General features: G+C 44.5%; 10 protein-coding genes. 4 read left to right on the top strand and 6 right to left on the bottom strand.

Going from position 1 to position 14,577, the window contains the following annotated elements:
- The coding region (gene bioF / locus IQ229_RS00430) for an 8-amino-7-oxononanoate synthase (protein WP_194040292.1) at positions 1-1,200 on the top strand (1,200 nt) is incomplete at its 5' end.
- Positions 1,201-1,433: 233 nt separating this feature from the next.
- The gene (locus tag IQ229_RS00425) at positions 1,434-1,790 is read left to right on the top strand and encodes a hypothetical protein (protein ID WP_228012915.1); all 357 of its coding nucleotides are present in this window, start codon (positions 1,434-1,436) and stop codon (positions 1,788-1,790) included.
- On the opposite strand, the gene IQ229_RS00420 is transcribed toward IQ229_RS00425, so the two are convergent.
- Both IQ229_RS00420 and IQ229_RS00415 read right to left on the bottom strand, forming a co-directional pair.
- The gene (locus tag IQ229_RS00420; RefSeq protein ID WP_194040290.1) at positions 1,754-2,233 is read right to left on the bottom strand and encodes a response regulator; all 480 of its coding nucleotides are present in this window, start codon (positions 2,231-2,233) and stop codon (positions 1,754-1,756) included. The genes IQ229_RS00425 and IQ229_RS00420 overlap by 37 nt on opposite strands.
- Positions 2,226-7,913: an AAA family ATPase gene (locus IQ229_RS00415; RefSeq protein ID WP_194040288.1), complete on the bottom strand. Its 5,688-nt coding sequence runs from the start codon at positions 7,911-7,913 to the stop codon at positions 2,226-2,228. Before IQ229_RS00415 ends, IQ229_RS00420 begins: the two co-directional genes overlap by 8 nt.
- 246 nt (positions 7,914-8,159) lie before the next feature.
- Between IQ229_RS00415 and IQ229_RS00410 the strand changes: the two genes are divergently transcribed.
- Positions 8,160-8,876 (top strand): molybdopterin-dependent oxidoreductase, encoded by a 717-nt coding sequence (locus IQ229_RS00410; RefSeq protein ID WP_194040286.1) that lies wholly within the window; start codon positions 8,160-8,162, stop codon positions 8,874-8,876.
- Between the two features lie 13 nt (positions 8,877-8,889).
- Here the strand turns inward: IQ229_RS00410 and IQ229_RS00405 are convergent, their stop codons facing one another.
- From IQ229_RS00405 to fusA, 4 genes are all read right to left on the bottom strand, one after another.
- The gene (locus tag IQ229_RS00405; RefSeq protein WP_194040294.1) at positions 8,890-9,720 is read right to left on the bottom strand and encodes a Uma2 family endonuclease; all 831 of its coding nucleotides are present in this window, start codon (positions 9,718-9,720) and stop codon (positions 8,890-8,892) included.
- Between the two features lie 62 nt (positions 9,721-9,782).
- Positions 9,783-10,664 carry a GNAT family N-acetyltransferase gene (locus IQ229_RS00400; RefSeq protein ID WP_194040285.1) on the bottom strand — a complete coding sequence of 294 codons (882 nt, stop codon included), beginning with the start codon at positions 10,662-10,664 and terminating at the stop codon, positions 9,783-9,785.
- Positions 10,665-10,667: 3 nt separating this feature from the next.
- A complete protein-coding gene (locus IQ229_RS23595) occupies positions 10,668-11,423 on the bottom strand; it encodes a GNAT family N-acetyltransferase (RefSeq protein WP_322743917.1) in 756 nt (251 codons plus the stop codon).
- A 64-nt stretch (positions 11,424-11,487) separates the two neighbouring features.
- Entirely contained in the window at positions 11,488-13,512 is a 2,025-nt protein-coding gene (fusA, locus tag IQ229_RS00390; RefSeq protein WP_194040283.1) for an elongation factor G, read from the bottom strand.
- A gap of 185 nt (positions 13,513-13,697) precedes the next feature.
- On the opposite strand from fusA, the gene IQ229_RS00385 reads away from it, so the two are divergent.
- Positions 13,698-14,471: a nucleoside phosphorylase gene (locus IQ229_RS00385; RefSeq protein ID WP_194040281.1), complete on the top strand. Its 774-nt coding sequence runs from the start codon at positions 13,698-13,700 to the stop codon at positions 14,469-14,471.
- Positions 14,472-14,577: the final 106 nt, after the last annotated feature.

Raw genomic sequence — 14,577 nt, 5'->3', positions numbered from 1 at the left:
GAACAGTCCTTAGCAACAATTCATCGGGCGGACTGGTATCGTTCGGTACAATCTATCGACGGCCGTCCGGGTGCAAAGGTGGTTTTAGCTGGACAAGAGGTAATTAATTTTGCCAGCAATGACTATTTGGGATTGGCTGGAGATGAGCGGTTGATGGCAGCCGCGACTGCTGCGATCGCAGAATTTGGGACTGGCAGCACTGGTTCTAGATTACTCAGTGGGCATCGGGAGTTACACAGGGAATTAGAGGAGGCGATCGCATCTACCAAACAAACAGAAGATGCTTTGGTATTTAGTTCCGGGTATCTAGCCAATTTGGGTGCAATTACCGCCCTTGTGGGCAAACGTGATTTAATTTTTTCTGACCAGTACAATCATTCCAGTTTGAAAAATGGAGCGATTCTCAGCGGTGCAGCATTTGTGGAATACCCGCACTGTGATGTCGCAGTATTAAAAACTCAGTTGAGTCAACAACGGCAAAATTATCGACGTTGTTTGATTCTTACTGATACTGTCTTCAGCATGGATGGTGATTTATGTCCGTTGCCTGCACTGTTGGCGATCGCTGATGAGTTTAGCTGTATGCTGCTGGTTGATGAAGCTCATGCCACTGGGGTACTAGGAAAAACTGGCGCTGGGTGTGTTGAATATTTTGGGTGTACAGGAAAGCAGTTAATTCAAGTTGGCACTTTAAGTAAAGCTTTGGGTAGTTTAGGTGGGTATGTAGCAGGAAGTAACGCCCTAATTGACTTTTTACGCAACCGCGCGCCCACTTGGATTTACACCACTGGGCTTTCACCTGCTGATACGGCGGCGGCCTTAGCAGCAATCAAGATAGTGCAACAAGAACCGCAACGCCGTGCCCAATTGTGGCAGAATGTGCATTACTTGAAAAATTTACTGCAACAACAGTTACCTAACCTAAAATTACTGCCTTCAGAATCACCTATATTATGTTTTCAATTGCCTAGTGCCACAGATGCACTCAAAGCTGGAAAACAGCTAAGAGATGCTGGCATTTTTGCCCCAGCAATTCGCCCTCCCACAGTACCTACAAGTCGGATCAGAATATCTTTAATGGCAACTCATGAAGCAGCACATATTGAAAAATTGGTAGCAGTGCTGAAGGATTGCAATTTGAAGAAGAATTCAGAAGTCAGAATTCAGGAGTCAGAATCAAGACGCTCGCGGACTCGCTAACGCTGCGCTATCAGTGGGGGATTCTGACCCGCCACTGCACTGATTGAAGACCACTAAATCTTCTCTTTCAGAGACGCTGCGCGAACGATTTAGTGGGGGTCTTAAACCCCTTGATTCATCCGCTCTTTCGTTCAAAATTCATTCTGAATTCTGGCTCCTGACTCCTGGATTCTGTTCGATAAAGTCTTAAAACCTCCCATAATGAAAATAGCGCATACAACGGTAGGACACTTATGAATCCAGATACCGATGAAGGCGATGCTCAGAAAACCTTGATTTATCAGCACCTACAAAACTTGCAAGAACGACATCAAGACGAGTTAGAAAATATAGTTCGGTTATTGGCAAGCATCACCAATATTTCTCCAGAGCAGGTTAAACCATATATAGATACCCTGTTGCGGCAACTGGTAAAACAGTCAGAACGTCCCTTCCATGAAACTGCAACAGCATCGGAGTGGGTAACAGCTTTCTGGGAATGGGCAGCAAGTCACCGCCATGATGCACCTCCCCTTTCGGACTATGCGGTAAGCCGGGAAAGTATGTATTTAAGTTACAATAATGGCGATTGGTTAAACAAGACCCAATAAAAACCAAGCTGTTTGACTACTTCGTTAAATTGTTCAAAATCGACAGGTTTGACGATGTAGCTATTCACCCCAAGCTGGTAACTCTCGATCATATCCTGGTCTTCAGCAGAAGAAGTCAGCACCACAACCGGAATCATTTGTGTGCGTGGATCAGACTTGAGTTGCCGTAAAACTTCTAATCCACTTATCCTTGGCAGTTTCAAATCCAGCAAAATGACTTTGGGTTGATTCGTCATGCTACGGTGGGCGTAGTTTCCCTGACAAAAAAGAAAATCGAGGGCTTCGGCTCCATCTTCGAGCAGTTGAATCTGATTGCTGATTCTACCGCGACGCAATGCCCGAATAGTTAGCTCGGCATCAGTAGGATTATCTTCAACTAATACAATGAAAGTTGGTTGCTCAGAAAATGGTTCAGTGGGCTGATCAATGGGTTGGTCAGTCATAGTTTACTTTATGGGGAACGGTGAAGTAAAAGGTCGCGCCTTGATCAACTGCTGCTTCGGCCCAGATACGCCCACCGTGGCGTTGAATAATACGTTGCACGATCGCTAGTCCGATCCCCGTACCTGCAAAATCTTGTTCGCGGTGCAGACGTTGAAATACCCCAAACAAATTATCGGCATATCGCATATTAAATCCGGCTCCATTATCTTTGATAAAATACACTCCTTCCCCATCCATAACCTCATAGCCCACTTGAATGTAAGCAGAAGATTTGTAGCGGGTGTACTTAATCGCATTTGATAACAGATTTATCCAGACTTGTTTGAGTAGTGAAGGGTCAGCCTGACATATAGGTAAATCAGAGATCGCAAACTCAATCTGACGACCCTTCAAATCTAGGGCTAAATCACTCAGCACCTTTTGAATCATCTCATTGAAGAAAACGGGTTGCCGGGTCATTTCCTTACGATCTAGGCGGGATAGGTTCAACAGATCATCGATCAACTCACCCATGCGTTTGGCATTCTCTCGCACAACTTTTAGATAACGATTGCCTTCCGCATCAAGTTGCTCACCGCAGTCTTCTTGAATCATTCTCGAAAAACCAACGATTGCCCGTAGTGGTGCCCGTAAATCATGAGAAACAGAGTAAGAAAAAGCCTCCAACGCTTTGTTAGCAGCTTGCAATTCGGCAGTTCGCTGGATGACTCGTTCTTCCAATTCAGTATTCAGTTGGCGGACTTCTGCCTCAGCTGCTTTGAGGGCGCTGATATCCCGCGTGACGCTAGAAAGATATTCTAGGCTGCCATCTGATGCTTTGTGAGCAATGATCAATTGGGAAACTGGGATTTCCCTGCCATTTCTGTCTATTAAAGCTGTTTCACCAACCCAAGTGCCATCTCGAACTGCTGTTGGAATTCCTTCATTTTGAACCAGTTCTAATGCCCACTGAGGATGATAATTGGGGATACTAAGGGCAGAATCTTTATCTAAAGGCATCTCTGTTAGTTTGTTGGCTTGAGTGTTATTCCAGAGAATATTGCCTTGGGGATCAGCCATGCCAATATAGTCAGTAGAGGCTTCCAGGATGGTAATTAGGCGATCGCGGTCTTTCTCTGCCCGTTGGCGTTCGGTAATTTCAGCCCGTAAGGATTCATTCAATTCTGCCTGCTGCTTCAACAGACGGGCATTGTCAATGGAAATAGCTGCTTGAGTAGAAAGTAGACTGAAGATTTCAATTCGCTCTGGGGTAAAGGCGCTGGTGGTGAGATTATTTTCTAAAAGGACAATTCCAGTTAGTTTTCCCTGGTTTAAAAGAGTAGCACAAAGAATTGATTTCGATTGGTGGTGAACAATCCAGGGTTCAGATTGAAAGTTGCCTAATTGAGCAGCATTATCAAGGACGATGCTTTCTTGGGTGCGAATCACGTAATTAATCAGTCCAGTTGGCAAGTAAGGAGTGCTATCTGCTGATCTCGATTCCAGGGGAATTGATTGCAATACGGCGACTGTCTCATTGCCAATCGATCCCATCGCCTCAACCCGCCATTCGTCTTGTGTTGGCAAAATCAGATAACCCGTTTGCGCCCCGGCATTTTCAATTAGGATGGTCATCAGTTTTGCCAGGAGTTTATCTAACAGAATTTCACTGGCGATCGCTTGGCAGGCTTTCAAAACCGTTTCTAGGTCAAGTATTTCTAACTTAGTTGAAGCCGATTCTGTAGTGTCAACTTTACGTTTTTCGGTTCTTTCTGAGCCTACCTCTAGCAGTTGGTGATACTGCTTGTCCATCTGCTGGACTTTAGCAGTTGCCCCCCACCTTAAATAAGCATACCTTGCCTCTTGCAGATAGGCTTTGGCGATCGTCATCCGGTTGTTTGCCAGATAAAACTTTGCTGCCAGTTCGTTTGCCAGAGCCTCTTCTTGGAGGTATTCGTTTTCTCTTGCCAGGGCAATGGCGCGATCGTAGGCATCCATTGCTTCCACCACCTGACCCAACAACCGATACCTTTCTGCTTCTACCAAGTGCCACTTGTGCAGATAATTCATCGGGGCATGGTGTGCCCAGAACTGCATCTGTTTCTGGTTTGCTTCAAACTGTTGTAGATAAGTTTGTTGGTAATTAGGCTGAACTTCCGAATAATCCGCCAAAAGCGCCAGGGAATGGTAAAAGTTGAGAACTGCCACCTGCATAAACCCAAAGGCAGCACCTGCTTGCTGCTGTGCCAAGTTTGCCTGTTTTAGTGCTTGGTCATACTCGCCGAAGTGATACAGCAGAATGGTCTTAGCAACATAAAAAATGTACAGAACTGTGCCCGTTTTTGTTGCAATTAAACGCGGTAGCATATCCGCTTCATTAAAGCTTTCACCAATTAAGTGACATCGCTCTTTTGCAAATCCGCGCAAATTTAACCCTAGCTGTCTCCATATTTGAGTAAAGTAAGTTGGGATTTCTTGTTGAAGTTTGATACACAGGTCAACGTAGATTGCCTGATGGTGAACAGCGGTGGCCAGATTCTCTTCACAGAAAAACAGATAGCTACAGAGGTTAGCTGCCGCATAACCACCCCATTCAATATCTCCGGTATCTAGCCCAACCTGTACCGCTTCTTGCAAGGGAGCAATGCTATTTCTTGCATGTTCTTTCCAGGTTCTAATATTAGAGTTGAATAAGTTATAGATTTTTGCAGTCAGTTCTCTGGTGTTGAACATTTCGAGCAGTGCTAGGGCAATTTTTCCAGCGTGATATCCCTCCTCGACCCTACCTGTTCCAGACAGCAGCAAGCCATAAAGACCATAACTAAATGCAGATAATGATGAGTTACCGTACTCAAGACAAAGGTTGATCATAGTGATGATCAGCGGCGGAAAACCGTCCGGCTTCGCCATAAACACAGGCCCACACAAAATTATCAAAATCTGCATAGCAGAAAGTTTGTATGGATCGGTCATCACAGGCATGGCTGATAAGGTAGCGAGGCTAGGCAACTTTATCAGTAGGCTCTCTTCTTTTTCTAAAACCACCAGAGAACTATCGAGTTGTTCTAGAACTTGCAAACCAATTTCGATCGCTTTCATCAGTTCAAGCTGTGCCATACAAATTTGCATTTGTAATTCGTAGACTCTGACGCGATCAAGTAAGTTTACAGCGTTATTTAAAGCTATCTCTGCCAGAATATTTGCCTGCTCAAAATGGATATTCAAATATTCGGCTTCTGCTGCCTTAATGTAGAGCTTTAGGGTAAGAGCATATTGCCTTTGCCAGCAATCTTCTGCTAGCAAAGATAAGGCAGTCTGGAAATACTGTAGGGCTGAATTATAGGCAGCGGAGGCGTTAGCTTTCTCACCTGCCAAGTAATTTAACTCTGCTAGCTCATCTCGCTCTGACTGCTGTTGAATCAGTGCTTTACCCAGGTTGAGTTGATTAGTAATATCAAATATTTTTTGTTCTCGTTGCTCGACTGGAGTATTTTGTAGCAAGCATTTTCCAAGTTGTAGGTGGATGATTGTTTGCCTAGCTTCTGGCATCAGGGAATAGGCTGCTTGCTGAATGCGATCGTGAGCAAATTTATATTCAATGGCAGGGTGATCAGGAAGGGGCACATCCAACTCAACCGATTTGTAGGCATTGCTCATGGGCAAAATCAACCCTTGAGCGATCGCCACTCCCAATGCTTGCGCGGTTTCCCGTTGGGATAGTTCAGCCGCAAATGCCAGGGTTTCCAGATCAAAAGAGTTGCCAATGCAGGCAGATAGCTGCAACATTTGCTGCGTCTTAGCGTTGAGCTTTTGAATCTTGCCTGCCATCAACTCTACAATATTATCGGTAATTCCTTGATTGTGAATTTGCTCTATCGACCATTGCCATTTATTTGTTTGGCGATCAAATTCCAGTAACCCTTCCGTGTAGAGAGATTTCAAAAATTCATTGATAAAAAAGGGATTACCGCCAGTTTTTAGTTGCACTAGTTCCGCTAAGGGCAGGGAATCCTTTGGTTGGCAGTGTAATGTATCTGCAATCAGCTGATTGATATCAGGTAGGCTCAATGCTGCCAGAGAAAGTTGGTTCACCACTCCTTTCCCTTGGCGAATTTCCTCCACCATTTGGATCAGGGGATGGGCTGCATTTACCTCGTTATCCCGGTATGCCCCCATCAACAACAACGATTGTTTCTCGGTGGAGGTAGCTAGCAATTGAATCAGCTTCAGCGAGGCATTATCTGCCCACTGGAGATCATCTAAAAAGATGACGAGTGGATGTTCTGGCTGGGTAAAGACGCGAATGAAATTTTGGAAGACTTGGTTAAAGCGATTTTGGGCTTCTGTTGGCGGTAGAATTGGTACGTCTGGTTGATTGCCGACAATTAATTCCAATGTTGGAATTACCTGGGTAATGACGCGACTGTTTGAGGCGAGAGCAGTTAAAAGGTTGTCACGCCACTGACACAGTTGTACCTCGTCTTCGGTCAGTAATTGTTTGATGAGTGACTCAAAAGCTTGAGCGATCGCAAAGTAAGGAATATTGCGCTGATACTGGTCAAATTTGCCCGAAAGAAAGTAGCCCCGTTGTTGCGTAATGGGTTTATAAATTTCCTGCACCAAAACTGACTTGCCAATACCGGAATATCCTGCTATCAGCAAAAGTTCAACTTGAGAAGCAGACAGTTCGTCATCGGTAGGTAAGGAAATGGAGTTTTCTTGATTAACTCTTTCTCCATCTCTGTTACCTGCGACCCTGGCGATCGCTGCTAATAATGTCTCAACCTCCCTTTCTCTACCATAGAGTTTTTCCGGGATATAAAACTTATCAGAAATATCGTGTTGCGCTAACAAAAAAGGCTCAATTCGTCCCGTATTTTCTAGCTGAATTAGACACTGTTCTAAATCAGTTTTAATTCCCCAGGCACTTTGATATCGATCCTCTGCTGTTTTAGCTAAAAGTTTCAGGATAATTTCGGAAACGATCGCCGGAATTTCTGGATCGATCGTATCTGGTGGAACAGGTTCCAAAGCCAGATGGTAATGAATCAACTCCAGGGCATCACTAGATTCAAAGGGCAGCCGATGGGTCAAAAGTTGATAGAAGGTCGCACCTAATGAATAAAAATCAGTTCGGTAGTCCAGAGAACGGTTCATCCTGCCTGTTTGTTCTGGAGAGATGTAAGCTAATGTTCCCTCTAATACGGTTGGATTTTTGAGAGTTAATGTCTCCCGCGATCGGGCAGTTGAAATCCCAAAATCAATAATTTTAAGTTGTTGTGTTTCTAGATTTAAAACAATATTGGATGGATTAATATCCTTATGAATAATGTTTGCACTATGAATTTCACTTAAAATCTCAGCAATCCGAGCAGCTAACTTCAGAAACTCGATTAAGGAAAACCTTCTTGTCGCGAGAATTTTTGTTAAGGATTCGCCTCCAAAGTCTTCCAGAACGATCGCAAAAGTGCTTTGATATTGCTGCAAGTCGTAAGCCTGGATAACACCTTCCAATGATAAGCTGCGGGTAATTTCGTATTCCAGCTTATAGCGCGTGATTTCCTCTGGGGTGGGGTAGTCTTTCTTCAAAATCTTGAAGATTAAAGGCAAACGATCCCGTTCCCGTATTCCCCGATAGACTCGTGAATTAGCACTTTCATGGATTTTTGCCCAAATTTTATATTCAGGAATTTCCAGCATGGTTCAACCGCCTTCAATTCTTACATTGAGGAGCAAAGTAGAGTTGACTCGCAAGCCAGATTATACAATAGTCAAACCCTTAATTATTCATTTATTTAGACTGTACCTGGGCTGACTAGTTCTAAACAGGCATGATTGATTCGATCGCTGTTCCTACTGTCATACTGTTTACAATTGCTCATTCCTTACTTGCCTTGAAGGTAGCAAGCGTCTGTTTAGTGAAATCTATGTTTCTGTAGAGGTTTTATGAGTCTGATTCTTCCCAAACGCACATTATCCCGTCGTCGATTACTGCAAGTATCTGGACTTTCAGGGGTAGGCTTTCTTCTTGGTGGCTGTGGAACAAATTTGTTTTCAGATAATCTGCGGCAAATATCTGAGCCACTAAACCAAAGTCTTGAAGCACTTCTGCTAACTCAAAAACCTATACCTGAATTTCCTGTCAGTGCTATAGAAGCAGATAAATTGCTGGTTAATACCTTTGACTTTACCCCGCAAATTGACCCGGCACAGTTTCGGTTAATAATTGATGGTGAGGTCAATAATGCGATGCAATTGAGCATGGCAGATATTCAAAAACTACCCTTGACTTCAATGGTAATTCGCCATGTCTGTGTTGAAGGCTGGGCTGCGATCGTTCAATGGGGAGGTGTGCGATTACGAGATTTAGTAGCGCTGGTACAACCTAAGTCAAACGTCCGTTATGTTTACTTCAAATCTGCTGATGGCTACTATGAAAGCTGGGATCTTGCTTCTGCCATACATCCCCAAACTCTCATGGCTTATCAAAAGAATGGACAACCCCTATCAGTTGATAATGGTGCGCCGATGCGCCTAGCATCCCCAATTAAACTGGGCTACAAGCAAAGCAAGTGGGTAACTCAAATTACATTGGTCAGCAATTTGTTAGGTACTAAAGGCTATTGGGAGGATCAAGGCTATGAGTGGTTTGCAGGGCTATAAAAAAGGCAAAAAGCTAATCTAAATCGGGTTCAACACCTAGCGATCGCAATTGTGCAATCAACCGTTCGGCACGTTGTCTTTCTTGTTCAGCCCGTTGGCTTTCCTGTTCAGCCCGTTGACTTTCTTGTTCAGCCCGTTGACTTTCTTGTTCAGCCCGTTGACTTTCTTGTTCAGCCCGTTGACTTTCTCGTTCTGTAGAAGTCAATACCCAGCAGCCTGTCCAATCATACCACCGTAACCAAGGCTGTTCTACATCTTGATAGCGTCCCTGCCAAACACCCAAGCCTAATTCTAGTTCTGGTATCCAGAAGCGTGACTCTGACAGTGCGATCTCAGCATAACGACTACCGTCTAACTTAAATACCCTGAACTCATATTTGTATCGATCAAATACTACATAATAAGGCACACGCAGAATCTGTTCATACACTTCCCATTTTCCTGGTGGTTGCTTAATATCGCGCAATGTCTGCCCCAAGTCTTCCTTTTCAGTACCTGGAGACAGCAATTCAACCACAATAAAAGGATGAACTCCCTCTTGCCAAACAACATAACTTAAGCGTAAATCCCGTTGCTCATAGAGACGAGAAACACCTAAAACGGCAAACCAATCTGGCCGCTTATACCACAGTGGATAGCGCGGGTCATAATAAAGATTCAGATCGCTAGCAACGAATATCTCGTCGCTAGGATAATTTGGTGGACGAAAGGTTTCGTCTAACAGACGAGGTTGTAATAAATGAAACTGATCGGGCAAACCAGGCTCCTCTGGGTCTTCACTAGGAAGATCGTACATGGTAGGCAATACATCTTTTGGCGATCGCGGCGGGTCAGTTTGATACATCATAAAGCAATCCTGATGATGAAACTCTCAGTTCTATTATGATTCAATTGTTTTTGAGTGACTCAACACCTTGCAGAACGGGGTAGCATAAATTTCTCGCCCTCCGCCGCAAAGTTACCGCGAACCATCAGCACAGTTTCATCAAATTTATGGGGAAATGATTGCACATCTTTAACATCGAGAAGTTCTGGACTAAAGTAAATCACCACTTCTTCAATGGATTGAGGTATTTTACTAAGAATATTCTTTAAAGGGCATATCTGCGTTGTCACTAAATCGAAAAGATGAAGTCGGTTATCTTCTATCTCCATACAGGCGATTAAATCTAAATCTTCTGCATAGTATAAAGGACGACTACCTTCATTGACACAGAACACAGGTTTTTCGTTGACTACGCCAACTATATTAGAGACAGGAATGCGTGTTTCTAAAAGTCTGTGTAGCAATGTGTAATCTTTAGTATTTGTAAAATCCAGTATTCTGAAGCTATCAGTGCCACCTGTGGAGTTACACTTAACTTTGAAGATGTGTTCTTCGACAACACGAAAGCCAAAAGGTAGGTAAAACTCTGGCTGTGGTGTCGTCAGTACCAAAGTTTCGTAAAGGCGATCGCGATCGCAATACCCTAGCACTTCCTCCATTACTTCGCGGTAATACCCTCTCCGGCGATACTCTGCACGGGTAGCTACTCCATGAACTCCTCCGACAGTGAGCCTTTGTCCCATAATTTGCATGGGAATTTCTAACACTCCCACATGGGTAATAGCTATATCATCATGAAAGTGAATAAACGGAGTTGAAGCTGTTTCCCAGGATGCACCTAGTTTTCTTGCACATTCTGCTAAACTCGTGAGTCCGGGAAATGTGGCTTCCATCAAGTCAAAAAGCTTGTCGCTTATGCTGGGATCATCAGAGAATGACTGTTTAAAACGATACTGGCTCATAGTTCAAGTATTATGATTAATTCGGTAAAAACTACAAAAGAAATTCCAGCAAATCCAGAAAAAGAGAAATATAAGCAGCCCTGGCGGTGTCCACACTCCACCAATTTGCACAATATCAGGTAAGCTGGCATTGAAAGCAGAGTAGGAAACTGGGGTATCTTCTTCTACCAAAATCCAATGCATTTCCATAGCTTGACGTGCTTCAATTATGCGATCGCAATCAAGTCTTAAATTGGGAGTATCTTTTCGTCCTAAAGTTTCCACACTATAAGTAGCACACCACTCGCCCAGTAATTCCAACTCATCTGGATGCGGCAAACGACACTGCACCTTTGCCGATGCTAAAACTTCAGGTATTTGCAAGTCTCGTAATCCTAGAGAAAACAATATCCCAGCCTCATCAAGCTGAGTTGGTCGGTTGCTAAATCCCAAAATGCTTTTTGTCGCTTCAACTTGTGCTGCTGGGCCACTAATTCCAGAGATGGCACGTCCAGATTGTGCCACAACTGCTTGCACCACCTCTGTCAGATGTATAGGTGCTTGGACTACGATCATCCCATTCCAAAAATGGGCTGCAACTGCCACTATAGTCTCATCTATGTAGGCTGCTACGTAAGTTCCTTGAAATCTGGCACCTTGGTCAAGCAGTCCCGCCGCTCGCCAATTAGAGCGCAAAAACATAGAAGTATCAGTGTATTGCAAGAGAAATGCTTCCAGCGATACTTCATCTCCAGGTTGCAGAGTTCTCAAAATAAGCACAAAAACCTCCTAATAATTGAAAGGGACACAGCCTAACTGTGTCCCTAAAAGCTACTTCAAGATGCTAGGACTGGCGATAGCAGGCAAACTCCATTGAAAAAGTAGCCATACCAGAAGTAAGCGATCGCAATTCTGTAGAATACCCAAACATTCGCGCTAGCGGTACTTCCGCCCGAATCACCGTGTATCCCTGCATTGTCTCGGAACCCAACAATAAACCCCGACGGGAGGATAAGTCACCCTGAACCCTTCCCATGAAATCGTTGGGTGTTTCCACTTCTACAAGCATGATGGGTTCGCGGATGTAGGGTTTAGCTTTGGCGTAGGCGTAGCCCGCCGTAGGCATCGCACCCTCAATTGCCTGATGGGATGCTGACCGGAAAGCCAATTCTGAAGAGTCAATTGGGTGATAAGAACCACCATCCAAAACGACTTTCACCCCAGTTACCGGATAGCCTTCCAGCTGTCCTGATTGCATCGCCTCACGGCAACCTTTCTCACACGCCGGGATATATTCTTTGGGAATCGCACCCCCAGCCACCCGATTCTCAAAGACAAACGGCTGATCTGTGGGTTCAATCCACCCAGTAATATGGGCGTATTGACCGGGGCCGCCTGACTGTTTTTTGAATCGGTAGTCAAAAGTAGCTTGCTGCCTAATGGTTTCCCGGTACGCCACGGCGGGAGTACCAACATAGACCTCGGCATTATATTCCCGTTGGATGCGTTCGAGGTAGATTTCCAAGTGGAGTTCGCCCATCCCAGAAATCAGAGTCGCGCCTGATTCGGGGTCGATACTCAACCGGAAGGTGGGATCTTCCCTTTGAAAGCGATTGAGTGCTTTGGAAAGGCGATCGCTATCTTCCTGTTTTTTGGGCGTAATTGCCAGCGTAATCACTGGTTCTGGCACAAACATCTTCTCTAGAGATACCAGTGGTTCCCCAGAACAGAATGTATCACCAGAAGCACAATCCACACTCAACAGAGCCACAATATCCCCAGCAACGGCAACTTTTACCTCTTCTCGCTTATTGGCGTGCATTCTCACCAAGCGACCGATTTGCACTCGTTGTTCTGTCCGCGAGTTGTAGACGGTATCGCCGGGTTTGAGCGTCCCAGAGTAAATCCGGGTATAAGTCAACTGCCCAAAGGATTCAACGGTGAGTTTAAATGCCAATGCCACCAAAGAAGCATCGGGGTTAGGGTAGACACTCACCGACTCTGCGGTTTTAACCACTTCTCTATCCACGGGAGATGGTAGATAGAGTGCAACTGCATCCAATAAATTTTGCACTCCTTTATTTTTGAATGCCGAACCCAGCAGTACAGGTGTGAATTCTAGGCTCAAGGTTGCCTGTCGAATGGTTTCCCAAATAAACTCTTTAGGAATCTCCTCACCCGCAAGTAGCATCCCAGTCATCGGTTCTGAGAACAACGACAAAGCATCTAGCAGCTTGTCGCGTGCCTGTTGCGCCTCATCCCTAAGAGATTCGGGAATTGGCTTTTTCACGCGGTTTTCCCCGTTTTCACCTTCAAAGTAGTCAGCAGTCATTTCCACTAGGTCAATGACTCCCTGGAATTGGCCTTCACTACCGATAGGATACTGGAGTAATACCGCATTTAGTTGCAAGCGATCGCGTATTCCTTGTACTACACGAAATGGATCTGCTCCCGTCCGATCCATTTTGTTGATGAACGCCAAACGCGGCACACGGTAGCGCTTCATTTGCCGATCCACCGTAATCGACTGGGACTGCACACCCGCCACAGCACACAGCACCATCACTGCCCCATCCAATACCCGCAGAGCGCGTTCCACTTCAATTGTGAAATCTACGTGTCCAGGTGTATCAATCAGGTTGATTTGGGTGTCGTGCCATTGGCAGGTGGTAGCAGCAGAAGTGATGGTTATACCATGCAGCTTTTCTTCTGGCATAAAATCCATCGTTGCACCCTTACCGCCTCCCCGCACTTCCTCAATAGCGTGGATTCTGCCCGTGTAGAAGAGAATTCGCTCTGACAACGTAGTTTTACCAGAGTTGATGTGGGCAGAGATACCAATATTTCGGATGCGTGTTCGGGGAATCATAAAATTTCCTTTTGTTCAAGCGACAAACAATCACCATATGAGTGGTGATATACTTTGTATTATATATGTAGTATATAGTTGCGGCTGAAAGACAACTTCAGATATGGGAAGGAGAAGATTTTAGGTAAAGTTTAAAAAACGCCCTAGCGTATTATATTGCTGGGGCGATCGTTACTCTCAACTCTATGACTGGTAAACGCTTTTATCACATTGGCTTTGGGCAAGATAATTTAGGTTCATCACCTCCCAGCATTGCCTTATTATCTGGCGATCCAGAGCGATCGCGTCTAATTGCCCAAACTTATTTACAAGATGTACGCTTGTTGTCAGAAAATCGCGGACTTAATAGCTATGTGGGATACTTGCCTAATGGCCGCAGCATCTTATCAGCTACAAGTGGTATGGGTGCGCCTTCATTAAGTATTGTTGTCAATGAGTTGATACAAGTAGGAATCCGGCAAATTATTCGCATTGGTACTTGCGGTTCCATCCAATCTTATATACCAGTCGGTAGTGTTGTTATTAGCAGTGCAGCATTGTGTCGCCAAGGTGCAGCGAATGACATTGCACCTGTGGAGTATCCAGCCGCAGCCGATCCTTTTTTGACAGTCGCTTTAGTTAAAGCTGCACGAGAATTAAAGGTTGAACATTACATCGGAATTACGGCATCAGTTGATACTTTTTACGAAGGACAAGAACGCACTGATTCCGCCAATCCAAATTTAATGCGATCGCTACATGGCATTACAGAAGAATATCGGCGCTTAAATATCTTGAATTACGAGATGGAATGCGGCACACTATTCAAAATGGCAGGAGTGTATAATTTTGCTGCTGCTGCTATTTGCGGTGTAGTTGCTTCGCGTACTGATAGTGAAAATATCATTCTAGAACAAAAAGATATCGCTGTTAAAAATGCGATCGCAACTGCTGTAAATGCAGCCATAAGCTTTGAGTAAGCTAACAAATTTCTCTTAATCCAACTTATTAGTATGTGAGATTGAATCTGCTCTAAGTAGTTTCATTATGTCTTTACCTAATCTTTAATTTATCAACCAGTAATTC

Source organism: Nostoc cf. edaphicum LEGE 07299, from assembly GCF_015207245.1.
Lineage (GTDB): Bacteria > Cyanobacteriota > Cyanobacteriia > Cyanobacteriales > Nostocaceae > Nostoc > Nostoc edaphicum_B.
Note: the sequence above shows the minus strand (reverse complement) of the source record. Positions and strands in the feature narration are given on the sequence as shown.

Coding starts and splice junctions, on each gene's coding strand:
- IQ229_RS00425 (WP_228012915.1), top strand. CDS start 1,434: ATGAATCCAGATACCGATGAAGGCGATGCTCAGAAAACCTTGATTTAT.
- IQ229_RS00420 (WP_194040290.1), bottom strand. CDS start 2,233: ATGACTGACCAACCCATTGATCAGCCCACTGAACCATTTTCTGAGCAA.
- IQ229_RS00415 (WP_194040288.1), bottom strand. CDS start 7,913: ATGCTGGAAATTCCTGAATATAAAATTTGGGCAAAAATCCATGAAAGT.
- IQ229_RS00410 (WP_194040286.1), top strand. CDS start 8,160: ATGAGTCTGATTCTTCCCAAACGCACATTATCCCGTCGTCGATTACTG.
- IQ229_RS00405 (WP_194040294.1), bottom strand. CDS start 9,720: ATGTATCAAACTGACCCGCCGCGATCGCCAAAAGATGTATTGCCTACC.
- IQ229_RS00400 (WP_194040285.1), bottom strand. CDS start 10,664: ATGAGCCAGTATCGTTTTAAACAGTCATTCTCTGATGATCCCAGCATA.
- fusA (WP_194040283.1), bottom strand. CDS start 13,512: ATGATTCCCCGAACACGCATCCGAAATATTGGTATCTCTGCCCACATC.
- IQ229_RS00385 (WP_194040281.1), top strand. CDS start 13,698: ATGACTGGTAAACGCTTTTATCACATTGGCTTTGGGCAAGATAATTTA.